The 15,532-nt window shown below is 42.7% G+C and carries 13 protein-coding genes; 1 reads left to right on the forward strand and 12 read right to left on the reverse strand.

Annotated features, from left to right (window positions below; genetic code table 11):
* The first annotated feature begins 126 nt into the window (after positions 1-126).
* Positions 127-1,479 carry an Nramp family divalent metal transporter gene (locus ACYVRS_RS01890; protein WP_313540669.1) on the forward strand — a complete coding sequence of 451 codons (1,353 nt, stop codon included), beginning with the start codon at positions 127-129 and terminating at the stop codon, positions 1,477-1,479.
* Between the two features lie 91 nt (positions 1,480-1,570).
* Here ACYVRS_RS01890 and ACYVRS_RS01895 read toward each other — a convergent pair whose 3' ends face one another.
* The 12 genes from ACYVRS_RS01895 to ACYVRS_RS01950 all read right to left on the reverse strand — a co-directional run bounded on the left by ACYVRS_RS01895 (position 1,571) and on the right by ACYVRS_RS01950 (position 15,507).
* The gene (locus tag ACYVRS_RS01895) at positions 1,571-2,794 is read right to left on the reverse strand and encodes a DUF1015 domain-containing protein (RefSeq protein ID WP_461202344.1); all 1,224 of its coding nucleotides are present in this window, start codon (positions 2,792-2,794) and stop codon (positions 1,571-1,573) included.
* Positions 2,794-3,978, reverse strand: a complete 1,185-nt coding sequence (locus tag ACYVRS_RS01900) for a phosphoglycerate dehydrogenase (protein WP_461202346.1) — start codon at positions 3,976-3,978, stop codon at positions 2,794-2,796. Before ACYVRS_RS01900 ends, ACYVRS_RS01895 begins: the two co-directional genes overlap by 1 nt.
* Positions 3,979-5,058: a 3-phosphoserine/phosphohydroxythreonine transaminase gene (gene serC / locus ACYVRS_RS01905; protein ID WP_461202348.1), complete on the reverse strand. Its 1,080-nt coding sequence runs from the start codon at positions 5,056-5,058 to the stop codon at positions 3,979-3,981.
* A gap of 116 nt (positions 5,059-5,174) precedes the next feature.
* Positions 5,175-6,110 carry an alpha/beta fold hydrolase gene (locus ACYVRS_RS01910; protein WP_313538124.1) on the reverse strand — a complete coding sequence of 312 codons (936 nt, stop codon included), beginning with the start codon at positions 6,108-6,110 and terminating at the stop codon, positions 5,175-5,177.
* 267 nt (positions 6,111-6,377) lie between these two features.
* Positions 6,378-6,533, reverse strand: a complete 156-nt coding sequence (locus ACYVRS_RS01915) for a putative holin-like toxin (RefSeq protein ID WP_461198056.1) — start codon at positions 6,531-6,533, stop codon at positions 6,378-6,380.
* Between the two features lie 446 nt (positions 6,534-6,979).
* A complete protein-coding gene (locus tag ACYVRS_RS01920; RefSeq protein ID WP_461202350.1) occupies positions 6,980-8,755 on the reverse strand; it encodes a glycoside hydrolase family 2 protein in 1,776 nt (591 codons plus the stop codon).
* Positions 8,756-8,759: 4 nt separating this feature from the next.
* Positions 8,760-10,166, reverse strand: coding sequence for a glycoside hydrolase family 43 protein (locus ACYVRS_RS01925; RefSeq protein ID WP_461202352.1), 1,407 nt, complete (start codon positions 10,164-10,166; stop codon positions 8,760-8,762).
* A 29-nt stretch (positions 10,167-10,195) separates the two neighbouring features.
* On the reverse strand, positions 10,196-11,989 hold the full coding sequence (locus ACYVRS_RS01930) for a glycoside hydrolase family 2 protein (RefSeq protein WP_461202355.1): 1,794 nt from the start codon (positions 11,987-11,989) through the stop codon (positions 10,196-10,198).
* A 12-nt stretch (positions 11,990-12,001) separates the two neighbouring features.
* Positions 12,002-12,412 carry a hypothetical protein gene (locus tag ACYVRS_RS01935; protein WP_461202357.1) on the reverse strand — a complete coding sequence of 137 codons (411 nt, stop codon included), beginning with the start codon at positions 12,410-12,412 and terminating at the stop codon, positions 12,002-12,004.
* A gap of 4 nt (positions 12,413-12,416) precedes the next feature.
* The gene (locus ACYVRS_RS01940; protein ID WP_054115072.1) at positions 12,417-13,253 is read right to left on the reverse strand and encodes a carbohydrate ABC transporter permease; all 837 of its coding nucleotides are present in this window, start codon (positions 13,251-13,253) and stop codon (positions 12,417-12,419) included.
* A gap of 15 nt (positions 13,254-13,268) precedes the next feature.
* Positions 13,269-14,177: a carbohydrate ABC transporter permease gene (locus ACYVRS_RS01945; RefSeq protein WP_396170195.1), complete on the reverse strand. Its 909-nt coding sequence runs from the start codon at positions 14,175-14,177 to the stop codon at positions 13,269-13,271.
* Between the two features lie 64 nt (positions 14,178-14,241).
* Positions 14,242-15,507, reverse strand: a complete 1,266-nt coding sequence (locus tag ACYVRS_RS01950; protein ID WP_152911878.1) for an extracellular solute-binding protein — start codon at positions 15,505-15,507, stop codon at positions 14,242-14,244.
* Positions 15,508-15,532 lie beyond the last annotated feature (25 nt).

Below are 15,532 nucleotides of genomic sequence, written 5' to 3' on the forward strand. Positions count from 1 at the left end.
TGTGTGGTTTTTTTTTGCCATTTTAAATTATTATGGTTTTTCAGTGATTTTCACTTGATATTTTCATAAATGAGGACTACAATTGATTTGATTTTAGGTGTACCTAAAAAGATTGGGTGTGAAAGCATGAATGAAGAAAAAAAATTGATCCAAGCAGCCAACGGGCCTAGCTTAGAAGAAATAAACAATACAGTCACCATTCCAAAAAACGGTAATTTTTGGCGCAATTTACTGGCTTTTTCAGGTCCAGGCGCATTAGTCGCTGTCGGCTACATGGATCCAGGTAATTGGATCACTTCCATCGGCGGCGGTGCCGAATATGGGTATTTGCTGCTGTCCGTGATTCTGATTTCGAGTCTGATTGCTATGCTCTTGCAATATATGGCTGCAAAACTAGGGATCGTCACACAGATGGATTTAGCCCAAGCGACCCGCAAACATACCAGCAAAGGGCTGGGATTTGTTTTGTGGATCGTCACGGAACTGGCGATCATGGCCACTGATATCGCCGAGGTCATCGGTGGTGCCATTGCCTTGAACCTGCTTTTTGGCATCCCTTTGCTGATAGGTGTCATCTTAACGATTTTCGATGTGTTATTGCTTTTATTCTTGATGAAATTAGGATTCAGAAAAATCGAAGCGATTGTCATGACCTTGATATTGGTGATCATGTTGGTCTTTTTGTACGAAGTAGCGATCGCACAACCAAATATGCCTGACGTACTGCAAGGGTTCATACCCCAAAAAGAAGTATTGAACCACGGGCAATTAACGATGGCCTTAGGCATCGTTGGTGCCACTGTCATGCCCCACAATCTATACTTGCATTCGTCGATATCGCAATCCAGAAAAATCGACCGACAAAATCAAGGCGAAGTAGCTACAGCGGTTCGTTTTGCCACTTGGGATTCAAATATTCAATTGTCCGCTGCTTTTTTGGTCAATTGTCTGCTGTTGATTTTAGGGAGTGCTCTCTTTTTCGGGCATAGCGAAGAAGTTGGTACCTTCTCTGCACTCTTTGATGCCCTGCAAAACTCCACGATCGCGGGGGCTGTCGCAAGTCCTGTGTTAAGTGTTTTGTTTGCAGTTGCCCTTTTGGCTTCTGGCCAAAACTCGACGATCACCGGTACGCTGACCGGCCAAGTCGTAATGGAGGGCTTTATTCACATGAAGATCCCTACTTGGGCCAGACGCTTGATCACCCGCAGCTTATCTGTCATTCCCGTACTGCTATGTACGATTTATTTCGGCGGTAATGAACAATCGCTGGATAGTCTATTGATTTATTCACAAGTGTTTCTCAGTTTAGCCCTTCCGGTTTCGATGATCCCATTGGTCTTGTTCACCAGCTCTAAAAAAATCATGGGTGATCGCTTCAAAAATCCTTTATGGGTGTCTGTCTTAGGATGGATTTGTATGATTGCTTTGACGATCTTGAACGCACGGCTAATCATCGATACACTGGCAGGATTGTTCTAACACAAGATAAAAACGCCTGTTGTATTGACTACAAAAGAAAGATACCTTAGACACGATCTGTCTCTAAGGTATCTTTTTTAGTGATTCAATTTTATTTGGTTTCTAAGTCATGCAAGAACAACCCGCTCAATAATTTGGGCTCAAACCATGTTGATTTAGGCGGCATGATTTCGCCGGCGTCTGCTACAGCCAGCAAGTCACTCATTTGTGTCGGATACATCGAGAATGCTAACGACCAATCACCGCTATCCACCAAACGCTCCAACTCCTCTGGCCCGCGAATCCCGCCAACAAAGTCAATCCCTTTGTCGGTACGAATATCTTTGATGCCGAAAATTGCTTCTAATATATACGTCTGCAGCAAAGAAACATCTAAACGCCCGACGGCATCCGTTGGAATAGCAGTAGGCTTGATGGTCAATGCCCACCATTGCTGATCCAAATAAAGATGGATCGTACCTGCTTGCGCTGGTTTTTTGTCCGTTGTCTGTTCGATCGTGAAGTTGACAGACAAATCCTCAAAAAAGTTTTCTGGTACAGGATATCGCAACACACGATTGTACTCCCAAATCGCTAATTCATTTTCAGGAAACAAAATAGACAGGAATCGTTCACTTTCTATGCTGCTTTGGCCAGCTTCACGTTTTTGCAGTCCAACTTTCACCGCTGATTCTGTACGGTGATGACCATCAGCAATATACAATGCATCCACATGGGCAAAGGCGCCGCTAATGATCTCCAACAATGCTGGATCATCCACCAGCCACACGCGATGCTGAACATCATGGTAACTAGCAAAGTCATAGATTGGTGGATGCGCTGCTTGCCACGCATCGATTTGTTCTTTCAAAGCAGCCGGTTGACGGTAACTCAAAAAAATCGGGCTGGTATTGGCATCGCACGCTAAGACATGGTTGATACGGTCAATTTCTTTTTCCGGTCGGGTAAATTCGTGTTTCTTGATTTGACCAGAAATATAATCATCGATCGATGTACAAACCACCAATCCAGTTTGACTGCGTCCATCCATCGTCAATTGATACAAATAATACGCAGGTTGTTCATCTTGCACAAGCCAGCCTGCATCCTTAAAGGCCGTCAAATTGTCTGCCGCTTTTTGGTAAACCTTTGGCGCATAGGGATCTACACCTGGCAAATCAATTTCTGAACGATCGATATGAAAATAGCTGTACGGGTTGTCCGCAGCATAAGCGGCCGCTTCTTGAGAATTGACCACATCGTAAGGCAACTCTGCGACTTGTGTCGCCAATGCTGCCTGTGGCCGAATCGCTTTAAAAGGATAGACTTTCACCATTAATAACCAGCCTCCTGGTTTTGGATGACCCGCACCCGAATAATATTTTCATTGTCTCGTAACTTCCCTGCCAACGCCTGCAATAAGTCTTTGTCCTCAGAGTCGACGTCAACCAGTGTATAGGCATAGTCATCCCGCCCACGATTTAACATATTGTCGATATTGATCCCACTTTCGGCGATGATCGAAGAAATTTGCCCGAGCATATTTGGCACATTCCGGTTGATGATCGTGATTCGATAAGGTGAACGGAAGGCCATTTCAACGGTAGGAAAATTGACTGACCGTTTGATGGTCCCAAATTCCAAAAACTTCTTTAACGTTCTAGCAGCCATTTTGGCACAATTGACTTCTGCTTCTTCGGTCGAAGCGCCTAAATGCGGCAATACCAGAACTTTTTCGTTGTGCAGCAATTGTTCATCCGCAAAATCTGTCGTATAACCGGCCAACCGATTTTCTTGCAATGCTTGTAGGATGGCGTCTGTATCAACGATTTCTTTCCGCGAAAAATTAAAAATCTTCGTTGTAGGTTTCATCTTGCTGATTTCAGCTGCACCAATCAACCCACGTGTGTTTTCCATCAAAGGCACATGCACTGTGATGAAATCACAGGTTGAAAATACTTCTGCGATATCATTGGCACGTTTGACACGTCGAGAAATCGTCCATGCAGTATCTACAGAAACATAAGGATCGTACCCAACGACTTCCATCCCTAAACGGTACGCATCGTTGGCTACCATTGCACCAATCGATCCTAAACCAATGATGCCTAATTTTTTTCCTTCTAATTCTGTTCCAGCAAACTGGCTTTTGTTGGCTTCTGCTTGTTCTTCCACATTGTATCCACTTAGCGTTTGGACCCATTGTGCCCCTTGAATGATCGGACGAACGCTTAACAGTAAGCTGGCAATCACCAATTCTTTGACAGCATTGGCATTGGCTCCAGGTGTGTTGAAGACAACAATCCCTTTTTCTGTACATGCCTCAACAGGAATATTATTGGTGCCGGCACCCGCTCTAGCAACCCCCAGTACACTTTCTGGAAAATCGTAGTCATGTAATTTTTGGCTGCGCAAGAGAATCCCTTGTGGCTGCTCACTCTGGTTGATTGCGTAATTTGCTTCTTCTAATCGTTGTAAACCTTCGGGTGCAATCGCGTTGAATGTTTTGATTTGAAACATTTATTTGACCTCCGCTTCGAATGCTTGCATAAAATCAACTAGCGCTTGAACACCCTCGATAGGGAAGGCGTTGTATAGACTGGCACGCATACCGCCAACAGAACGGTGCCCTTTCAAATTCTCAAAACCAGCTTCGACAGCTTGTTCATTGAACAGGCGATCTAATTCCTTATCGCCAGTAACGAAAGGAATATTCGTTAATGAGCGACTATCTTCAGCAACCGGACTGCTAAACAATGTTGATTTCTCAATTGCTTGGTAAAGCAACGCTGCTTTTTGGCGGTCTTGTGCTAGGATTTCTTTGACACCACCCAGTTCCTGCAACCATTCAAACACCAATTTGGCGATGTAAATAGTATACGTTGGCGGCGTATTGTATAATGAATCATTTTTGGCTTGTAGACGGTAATCCAACATTGGCGCAAAAATGGCCTCATCATTTAGCAGATCATCACGGATGATCACAACCGTCAATCCTGCTGGACCTATATTCTTTTGGGCACCTGCATAGATCAAACCAAAATCTTCCACCTGATAATCATTGGCCAGGATATTAGAAGACATATCTGCAACGACCGGAACAATCCCAGCATTTGGAATCGTCTGAAACGCAGTGCCTTCGATCGTGTTATTGGTCGTGATGTGTAGATATGCAGCATCTTGATCGATAGAAGATGGATCGATGTCAGGAATATACGAAAATTGCTTGTCTTCACTTGAAGCAATCACGTCAACAGTCACGTCTGCAATCTGTTGTGCCGCTTCGATCGCTTTTTGTGACCAAGATCCAGTATTGACATACAACGCCTTTTTATGGCGAGCTAAGTTCAAAGGAATTGTGCTGAATTGTAAACTTGCACCACCTTGTAAGAACAATACTTGGTAGTTTTCTGGAATAGCCATTAATTCACGAAGCAAGTTTTCAGCATCTTGAATGATTTCTTCAAATAAGGAGGATCGATGACTCAGCTCCATCACGGACATCCCACTGTTACGATAATCCAAAAGTTCGGATTGTGCTTTTTCCAATACAGTGTGGGGCAATACGGCGGGACCAGCTGAAAAATTATAAACAGTCATACAAAAAATCTCTCCTTTATTGTTAGATGTGAAAATTATTATAACAGATAACCTTGGATGAAAGAACCCTTAAAAGAAAAAATGAATTGGAATTTTCAGAAAAAACTAGCAATTCCTTAACGTTCGTCATTACAGCGTTTTACTGACAACCATCTTGCGACTTCCCCATACACAATGTCTTTTTGTTTCTCATTTAAAATTTCATGTCGGCCATTTTCCAGCAAATACATCGTCACGTCAGCATTCCCTTCAAGTTGTTTTGCTAATTGTCGCACACTTTCCCCATAATGCCCGACGGGATCTTGGTCGCCAGAGATCAAAAGCAATGGCAATCGAGAATCGATTTTACGAAGATTTTTTGACGCACTAGCAGTTTCCGTCAGCACAAATAAATCTCTATAAGCTGACAAAGAAAAATGAAATTGCGTATGAGGATCTCGTAAATAGGTATCTACTTGTGACGCGTCACTAGATAACCAGTCTTTTTTTGTCCGATTCGGTCTGAAACGCTGATTGTGTTTGCCAAACACCATTTGGTCCATCACACGATACGGCCAGTCTTGTTTTGCAAAGGGTCTGAACATTCGTGTCACGAATTGTCCACTCTTCATCAAGGCTGCTGGCTCCATCGTTGTACCCATAATGATTGCCCCGTTTAAAGGTTTTGGCTGTTGAAAAAGATAATTGCGCAAAATCAACGATCCCATACTGTGACCTAAAATGAAATACGGACATCTAGGATATCTTTCAGCAGCTAATTGATGGATCAGGCCGCAATCCGCAACCAAGAAGTCCACACCATCAACCTCTCCAAAATGGCCATACTTCTCTTTCTCCTTGACCGTTTCACCATGACCTAAATGATCATGACCAATCACGACATACCCTAAAGAAACCAAGTAATGGGCAAAATCATCGTAACGGGCAATGTGTTCAATCATTCCATGAATCAGTTGTACCACAGCGCTGGGTTCTTCTTCTGGGATCCAAGACAGGATATGCAATGTGTCTTGTCCATTTGACGACTGGATAGACTCTCTTAAAGGATTCATTTGGCACCTCTTCCATCTTTGTATTGTATGTTGACTTTATTATACATAGTTTTCGCAGTGCGCAATAGGTCAATTGTTTTTTCACAAAAAAAAGAAAGGAGGGCAAAAAAATAGACGTACAAGGCACGTCTGTGGTGCAAAAGGTTGATATTTCACTGAAATATTGCTATACTTGCTATGTAAAGAGGAGTTGCGCGAACAACTCCCCTACAGCACCATTTAAGACGGTGGCAGTACAATTATTTAAACGAAAATAACCGTGACCTGCTAAAGTAGACGGTTATTTTTTTTGTCATTTTTCACTGCTGATAGGATGCCAAAGATGATCGTCACGATTAATGAACCGAAACTCATCATTAGCCCTAATGCTTCAGCTACAGACAAAAGGCTTCTCCTTTCTAAAGAGTCAGCACTTACTTTCATAAGCACCACCACCTTTCAAAAGATAGCCACCGTCACAAACTTTACTGTACGCATATTATACCATGCCCTCCGCTAAAAGCCTAGATTTACCAAAGGTTTTAGCGTTATTTTATCGGTATTGTTTAAGCAACAGAACTTGTTCCTCCAGTCGCACCAGCATCACCATTTCCCTTCAAAAAAAGACCTGGAATCTTGAAGTGCCCCCCTAAAAGTTAGACTTTTAGGGGGCACTTTAAGATTCCAGACCGTTATTTTTCTTCAATCCTTCAATCAATTGATTTTTGGACTTCAGCATGGTAAGTAAGGAAGTTCAATTTCTGCACATCACCTGCGTCAAATCAAAACTATAGGATAGGGTAAAGAAGACTTTGGACTGATCGGCGATCGTTGTCATCGTCTAATCAATGTCGAAGACCGTGCCTTCGACAAATACTATAAATTCGTCTCTATTTTATACGGCGTTGATTGATTTTTTTGATTGCCGCCAGATCAACTTTAGGTGCTCTTTGAGGATCTAATAGACCGTTGACTTCTTGCTCGACATCTGTCAGTTGGGTATAGCAATAGCCTGTGACATAAGGTAAATTTTGGATTGCTTGGTGAATAGCATCGAATCTTGCCATAAAGGCTGCATCATCTTTGACTTGGTTGCCGTACCCCCAATCTTCATCAGAGTCGGTCGTAAACGCGATTCCACCAAACTCAGAAATGATCACTGGTTGCCCATTATAGTGATAGCCATGGGCAAAAGCAAACCAATCGTTGTTGAACATTTGCTGATTGGTAACGATCGCTTCTTTGTCTGCATAGCGCTGACTGAATCGCTCGCCTACTTCTTCATAATCATGTAATGTCAAAATATCAGAAACTGTATGCTCCCAGCCGTCATTCGTGATGACCGGCCGTTGGCTATCGATCGCTTTGGTCAAGTGATAGATACTTTCTGTCAGTTGTTGCGGTTTCACCAACGAATGGATGCCTTTGATGCCCCAAGACTCATTAAATGGCACCCAAGTAATGACAGAAGGATGATTGTAATGCTGCCACACGATCGATGTCCATTCTTTTGTCAGATTCTGGATTGCTGTATCGTTGAAGGTATACGTCGAGGGCATTTCAACCCAAACCAACAGCCCCATTTGATCGCATAAGTATAAGAAACGCTCATCTTCAATTTTCTGATGTTTTCTTAATCCGTTATACCCCATTTCAAGTATACGTGCTAAGTCAGTTTTCATTGCGTCGATCGAAGGTGGCGTGATGCCAGATTCCGGCCAATAGCCTTGATCCAGAATCAAGCGTTGATAAAGTTTTTCGTTGTTTAATAGAATCTGCCCTTCTTCGATCGCTATTTTGCGCATGCCGCAATAGCTATGGACTTCATCAATCACTTGCCTGTTTTCATCAAGCAATAGATATTCGATATCATATAAATCTGGATGATGCGGGTGCCATACTTTAGTCCCCCAACAAGCGTCTTCTCGAACTCTCGTATCCAACGCAATGGGCGCACTGTCATGCGTCAATGCAGTGACTGATTGACTGACTAATAACCCATCAAAAAGCAACTTGATTTCTAAAGACAGCTTTTCTTCCGATCCTGTCCTGTAACTTCCCCGATGCTTCACTTGCGGCTCAAAAATCATTTGATCCTGATCGAAAGCGGGCGTGACTTTCACACGATCTAAATACTGGGTCGGCGTATTTTCAAGCCAAACTGATTTCCAGATCCCAGTGGTCTGTACGTACCAGCAACCAAAATTATCTTTCAACCAGCGCTGTTTGCCACGTGGTTGATCAGTGGCCAATGAATCTTCTACCCGAAGGACCAAGCGATTGTCTCCGTTACATAATTCACTGTCGACCAAAAATGAAAAGCGGCTATATGCACCTTGATTTCGGCCAATTTTTTGTCCATTGACCCAGACTTCTGTTACGTAGTCTACCCCTTCAAAATGAAGTGTTATTGGCTGATCGGCCTGTGCTTGAAAGGTTGTTTGATACCATAAAATTTGATGATGGTTCTCCTCATGAATGCCACTTGCCTCAGTTTCATATGTAAAAGGCACTTGAATCTTGTGTTGTGGCTCAAACCCTTGAAACCAATTGTTTCTTTTGCCTCTGTTTTCATCATCAAAAGCAAAATCCCATTTGCCATCAAGTGAAGCCCAATCCTTTCGGATAAATTGCGGGCGTGGATGTGTACTGCGATCGATTGTCATAAAGTTACTCCTCGTCTATTTGAATAATTTCCAAGCGGTCGACTTGCACTGTATCGACCCCAATTTCGGATGATAAGATGATTTCTTCGCTTCCTTCTACTAAGGAAAATCGTACTTGAATGGGCTGATAATACTGAGATGGCGGCACCAATAGTGTTTGCACCTCTTCTTTGTTGCCCATGTTGAATTGTATTGGCGCAGATAGCGTCAGATAGTCAGGTGATTTGACATAAGCAATCACTGTATAATCACCGGTTTGATCAATTTTTGCTTGGAAAGTCAACCGATCATTTGTTGACTCAAAGCCAGAAACAATCTGCTTCGTAAGGGCAGCCTCATCGGCGATCGTTGTGAGATCTCCTGCTGCGACAGCATCTTTCGCTGCTAAACGTAATCGGCTTGGCTCACCAGCAGGCAGCGTTTGTGTTTCTCCATCTCCCAGCGGCTGATCTATCACTAGTTTGCCCGCTTCATCCCACGTGAAGGTCTGCAGCCGGATCGACCGCGCCCAACCAGAATGATCCCATCGGGCAGCATGATAAATCAACCAATCTTCTGTACCATCCTTTGATTTGGCAAATCCGTTATGACCAGGACCAAATACTGCGTCCGTCTGCTGAAAGATGGGTTCAGTTTCTTTTTGCCAATTGTCTTTGACCAATGGATCTGCATCGGTCGCCATTGTCAGCAAACCTAAGGCATAATCATTGTCCCAACTGCCGCTGCCAGAATAGACCAAATTGACAGTATTCTCTTTGATGATGACTTGCGGTGCCTCGTTGATCAAAGGTGTCTGCTTTATTTCCCACGCATATTCTGGTGCAGAAATCAGTTGCTTTTCTCCCTGAACTGACGTCGGCGAGGTCATTGCTGCGATATAAATATTTTGGGCCACATTTTCATACCCTGCCCAACCAGACCAAATGAAGTAGTTGGTGTCCCCAAGCGTCAACACCGTTCCGTCAATGGCAAATGTGTCATCCATGCCATCCACAGCTTTCAACACCCATTCACCTGAGTAAGGATCTGCTTGATCATTGATGAGGGCATACATTCGATGGGTTTCTGAAGGTTTATTGGCGGCAAAATAGACGATCCATTGTCCTTCTATAAAATGGAGTTCAGGTGCCCAAATATTCTCAAGATCCGCCGGCATTTCCCAGATCACTTTTTCTTCGCCAGCAGCGACATCCGTCAACTGTTCTGAGCGCCAAAGTGTAAGATTATTGCCAGTGGTTTTCGTATAATAGTAGACATCATCTGTCTGCAAGATCCAAGGATCTGCACCATCATTGTCGATAATCGGTGTGAAATCTTCCACAACTGTCCTTTGGGTCGCAGCATGTCCGCAACCACTCAAAACCCACGCAGCGCCGCACATGCACAACCATACAAACCCTCTTTTCTTCATTCACTCTCTCCTTTTGTCCTTGTTTTGGACTAATCGACTTGAGGGGCGTGAAATTGGTCATTGATTTTTTTGATCGCCACTAATGGTACTTTTGGCTGACGGTCATAGGTCAATAAGCCATTGATTTCTTGTTCAACATCAGTGATCTGCGTATAGCAATAACCCCAAAGACCGACCGATTGATAGACTGCAGTCATGATGCGTTGATAGTCTTTCAAGAAGTCTGTTTCATTGTCTGCAGAGGTATACCCCCATCCTGGTTGCCCAGACACATCAAAACCGATACCGCCAAACTCAGTCAATAAGATAGGTTGATCTTGATAAGCAAATCCTTTGGCAAACACAGGCCAGGCAGATGTCATTCTCGACACCAGATTTTCTCTTGTGCTTAGTGTTTTTTTGAAGTAGTCATACTTCTCAGGTTCTTCTTGCGTACCATGGCTGTAATTATGCAGCGCACATATATCCGTTTCAGTCATCGCCCAGCCATCATTTGAGATGACCAAGCGCGTTGGATCTATCGAATGAATATAATGATACATGGCTTGCGAAAAATGTTGTTGTTGGCGATCATGGCCAATCGCCGGTACACCCCAGCTCTCATTGATTGGCACCCACGTCACGATCGAGGGGTGATTGCTGTCACGATCAATGATATCCGTCCATTCATGCATCAAGCGAGAGACCGATCGTTCATTATAAATCGCTGGTGCTGCACATTCCCCCCAGACAAGAAAACCTAACCGATCCGCCCAGTATAAAAAGCGTGGATCTTCGGTCTTCTGATGTTTGCGACAACCATTGAAGCCCATTTCTTTCGCCAGCAAGATGTCTTGTTGGAACGCTTCATCTGTTGGTGCAGTCAACAATCCGCTTGGCCAATAGCCTTGATCTAACACCAATTTTTGATAATATGGCTTATTGTTTAAGTACACCATCCCGTTTTCAGTATGGATTTTCCGCATGCCAAAATAACTGTTCACTGTGTCGAGACATCTATCTTTTTGTTTGAGTGTAAATCGGATATCGAAAAGTTGCGGGTTCTCTGGCGTCCAGGACCAACCATTGTTATGAAAATTCGTCCTGAAAATATGTTCTTGAAACAATTCGACTTCGAAGACAACTTTTGCTTCAGTGAACACAGCAGTACCTGCTGCAATAGCAGTCTCTCCAAATGTAATCTCATAAGCCAAAGATAAATCATTGATCACCTGATTCACTTCAGCAGTGATGTCGATTTTCCCCGCATCAAATCGTGGAACTAACTTTGTTTTTTGCAAGTAACTATCTTGGACCACTTCTAACCAGACAGTTTGCCAAATACCGGTAGAATTGGTGTACCAAATCGCTGCGGATTCTGCTTCCCAAAATTGTTTTCCGCGAGGTGTACTCTCATCATCATGCCGATCGTAGGCACGAACCGCTACCCGCTGCAGACAACCTTCAAGCAACTGGTGCGTGATATCCACCTCGAATGATGTATGCCCACCGATATGATTTTTGACATGTTGTCCATTGATATAGATGTCCGCTTCATAGTCCACAGCACCAAAATGCAGCAACACTCGTTCGTGCTTGCTGTAAGACACCTCAAACTCCCGCATATACCACACAATATCATGCGGGGTACGATCACCAATGCCACTTTCCGCACTTTGGTAGACAAAAGGTACTTGGATGGTTTTCTGGTAATGGGATGGATCGTCCTGCCATTTATTTTCCACACCTACATTTTGGTCATCGTACATAAATAACCATTCACCATTTAAGTTTGTCCACTTATCGCGGACAAATTGTGGTCTTGGATATTCTGTTCTGTTCATAATTACCTCCTTTTATGCCAGCTTTTTTTTCAATCGAATCGATTTATTTTTGGCAATCAACAAGACACCTGCGGTCATGCCTAAAATCAAACTAATAAAGTCCAAAATAAAATAAGAGAGCAAGCTCTGAATCATGATGTACATGCCCATCTTAAAATGGATTTGATCATCTTTGATATATTTTTTACTCAGCAGAATGTTGACGATGCCCAAACCGATCAACACAACGCCAAAACTACTGACAAACAAAAAGATATTGCCATATGTCGCATCTAACTGCTTCAAGTAAGTCACATTCCCACTATTGAACCCAAAGAGATTCAATTGGTTTCCTAACCCATAAAAAATGATCGTGATCAAGCCGTCAATGATTTGCCAAATCCCCATGATCAGCACCAAACGCCGTTCCATTTTTCTGCTCATTGTCTTATCCTTTCACGCCAACCGATAAAGACATCGATTGCAAGAAGTATTTTTGGGCAAATAAGTACAGTAGAAACGTTGGAATAATGGCAATCAATGCGCCTGCCATCAAGAGCGTTGGTTGGGCTTGGTACATACCTTGCAACAACTGCAAGCCAGAAGTGATCGGCATTTTCTCGATATCATTAAACACAATTGATGGCCACAAGAAATCATTCCAAGAGCCCGTAAATGAGAACAAAGCAACAACAAGTAGTACTGGCTTGATCAACGGCAAGATGATTCGCATAAAAATGGTCAAGTCGCCTGCGCCATCAATTTGGGCAGCCTCATCAAAATCTTTGGGGATATTGTCCATAAATTGCTTGACTAAGAAAATATTGAAGACGCCAGCAGCGCCCGGAACGATCATGGCCAAAGGTGTGTTGACCCATCCAAAAATATCAACGATTTTATAGAGGGGAATCAAATTCACCACTGAAGGAAACATCATCGTTGCCAGTAAAAAAGAAAATAATACATTTTTGCCTCTAAATTGCAATCGGCTATAAGCGAAAGCCGAAAAGGAAACAACAACCAATACCAACAAGGTGTGGCTGACTGATATAAACATTGAATTCATGAACCACTTAACAAGCGGCGTACTGGTATTATTGACTAATAACTCGGTATAGTTGGTCAAGACCCATTCAATGGGTAAAATTTTAAAACCAGCAGTCATCAGCTCCATCTCTGACTTGAATGAAGTCAATACACCATACAATAAAGGCACGAGCCAAATCGCTGCCATGATGATAAGAAATATAAACGCAACAACTGATGAAATTGTTCTTTTTTTCATACGCTTGGACCTCCTTTATCTTTTAACACGTAGAAATTTGAATTGAATTGCAGAAACGATCATGATACATACCCCTAAAATCACTGCCATTGCTGAGGCAATCCCCGCAATCGATTGTCCTGATCCGAAGGCGTTCTGTTGAATATACATCAGCAATACCCGCGTCGAATTATTCGGTCCGCCACCAGTTAGCATCAAGGGCTGTCCATACACATTGAATTGTGCGATCGTCGTCATCACAACGGTATATAAGATTTGTCCGCGAATGGACGGCAACGTGATTTTAAAGAACTTTTGAACAGCAGTAGCGCCGTCGATATCCGCCGCTTCATAATAATCTTTTGGAATACCATTCAGGGCAGCTTGATAAATAATCATATTTCCGCCGATCGTCCACCATACAGTGACAACAACCAATGCAATCCACGCATATGGCTGCGTACCAGTCCAAGGTGTGGATGTGTTGAAGATTGAATTGATTGGGCCATAGTTCACGTTAAAAACCAATGTCCAAATGATGACGATGGCAGAAATGGCGAAAAGTGAAGGCATATAGAATATAGACTGAAATACTTTACTCAGAAACGGTTTGGTATTCAGTGCAGCTGCCAATAGCAGCGGAACGATAATACAAAATGGCACTGCACAGAGAACAAAAATAAAGGTATTGGTCAAACCAGTCCTTAACTGGGTATAGAACGTCGAATCTACATTGAAGAACAATTCTTTATAATTATCCAGACCGACAAATGTTGGTGCATTGAATAAATCCCAATCTGTGAAGGAAATATAAATCCCAAAAACAACTGGAATGAGAAAGAATATAGAAAAAATAATTAAATGAGGTGCGACAAATAGCCAGGCAGACCATTCTTTCGTTGTTGATTTCTTGACCGTCTTGGTTTTTTCCATCGACGTGATCATACATCATGCTCCCTTCTTGAAGAAAAACGGTATCAGCACAGAACCAAGCTGATACCGTTCATGTTTATTTGTTCGAACTATCTTTTGCTATCTTGTCTGCTACTTCTTTTTGCATACCAGACGTAAAGTCATCGATTTCTTGTTTGCCAAAAATCGTATCAAAGCCATGGGCATCTAAGTATTCTGCAACATATCCGTTGTATTTATAATCGAAGATGCTCAATGTTGCTTGTTGTTCTGGTGTTGAGATGAATATTGATTGTGGCATTTCTTGGTATTCTTCATCATTCAAAATATCTAATGAGGCAGGATTTTGACCAGCTTTCGCCCATTCAAGTGAATTCGTACGTAACCATTCTAAGAAATCCATGATGCCTTTTTCTTTTTCATCTGTACGTTCTTCACTGTTGAAGCGTACAAATTGGTGCGAAGAAGCCCAGTTGACTGTTTCATTTAAATCATCAGATAACTGTGGTGAATTGGTCAATCCCCATTCAAATTCCGCGTCTTTCAAATTGTTTTGCAACCAGATACCTTCTGGGAAGAAAATCAATTTACCTGCAAGGAATAATTGTGTTGGATCTTCACCATCTTTTGTTGTCACACCTTCGTCATACATTTCTTTCCATAGGCCGATGGCATCTTTAGATGCTTGCGTATCTAAAGTTGGCTCTGTGCCATCTTCAGTCAACGCACCTCCGTATTGTTTCATCAACGATAAGAAATTTGGTTTGACCCAAGTAACAGCCATACCACGAACGTCATCTGCAGCTGCTTTTTCTCCGGCTGCTTTGATCTCATCAAATGTCAAAATATTGTCATCCAACGCACCTGGTGCATATTTTTCGACTAAATCTTTGTTGTAATAAGTTCCCCAACTGTGAATATCTAGCGGTACACTGTAGCGAGAGCCATCTAATTCTCCAAGATTCCAAGCTTCAGCAACATAATTGTCAGCATTGATGTTTTCATAATCTCCCAGCAAATCATCATAACTTTCTAGCATCCCATTATCGTTGTATTGTTTGATCCGTTCCGCATGGACGATGGTTAAATCCGGGATATTCTTGCCTGAATTGACAACCGTTGGGATCTTTGCATACATATCCCCTTCTTTTAAGGACACATTTTTGATTTTATATTCTGGATCTGTTTTGTTATAGGCATCGATCATGGCCACCATATTTGACCCATCTGCCCCCGTAAATGGATTCCAAAACGTGATTTCGTTCTTGCTGCTTCCCGAACTGCTAGACGAATTGCCACAACCAACCAAGAGACCTGCACAGACACCCATCACCAACCACTTTGCCATCTTATTCGCTTTCATTGCCATCCTCCATTTTACCAATTAG

The sequence above is a fragment of the Enterococcus salsurae genome (genome assembly GCF_054784955.1).

What these genes read in the sequence shown, in the direction of transcription:
- ACYVRS_RS01900 (WP_461202346.1), bottom strand. Translation starts at nt 3,978, where the DNA reads ATGTTTCAAATCAAAACATTCAACGCGATTGCACCCGAAGGTTTACAA.
- ACYVRS_RS01890 (WP_313540669.1), top strand. Translation starts at nt 127, where the DNA reads ATGAATGAAGAAAAAAAATTGATCCAAGCAGCCAACGGGCCTAGCTTA.
- ACYVRS_RS01940 (WP_054115072.1), bottom strand. Translation starts at nt 13,253, where the DNA reads ATGAAAAAAAGAACAATTTCATCAGTTGTTGCGTTTATATTTCTTATC.
- ACYVRS_RS01935 (WP_461202357.1), bottom strand. Translation starts at nt 12,412, where the DNA reads ATGAGCAGAAAAATGGAACGGCGTTTGGTGCTGATCATGGGGATTTGG.
- ACYVRS_RS01910 (WP_313538124.1), bottom strand. Translation starts at nt 6,110, where the DNA reads ATGAATCCTTTAAGAGAGTCTATCCAGTCGTCAAATGGACAAGACACA.
- ACYVRS_RS01945 (WP_396170195.1), bottom strand. Translation starts at nt 14,177, where the DNA reads ATGATCACGTCGATGGAAAAAACCAAGACGGTCAAGAAATCAACAACG.
- ACYVRS_RS01920 (WP_461202350.1), bottom strand. Translation starts at nt 8,755, where the DNA reads ATGACAATCGATCGCAGTACACATCCACGCCCGCAATTTATCCGAAAG.
- serC (WP_461202348.1), bottom strand. Translation starts at nt 5,058, where the DNA reads ATGACTGTTTATAATTTTTCAGCTGGTCCCGCCGTATTGCCCCACACT.
- ACYVRS_RS01925 (WP_461202352.1), bottom strand. Translation starts at nt 10,166, where the DNA reads ATGAAGAAAAGAGGGTTTGTATGGTTGTGCATGTGCGGCGCTGCGTGG.
- ACYVRS_RS01950 (WP_152911878.1), bottom strand. Translation starts at nt 15,507, where the DNA reads ATGAAAGCGAATAAGATGGCAAAGTGGTTGGTGATGGGTGTCTGTGCA.
- ACYVRS_RS01895 (WP_461202344.1), bottom strand. Translation starts at nt 2,794, where the DNA reads ATGGTGAAAGTCTATCCTTTTAAAGCGATTCGGCCACAGGCAGCATTG.
- ACYVRS_RS01930 (WP_461202355.1), bottom strand. Translation starts at nt 11,989, where the DNA reads ATGAACAGAACAGAATATCCAAGACCACAATTTGTCCGCGATAAGTGG.
- ACYVRS_RS01915 (WP_461198056.1), bottom strand. Translation starts at nt 6,533, where the DNA reads ATGAAAGTAAGTGCTGACTCTTTAGAAAGGAGAAGCCTTTTGTCTGTA.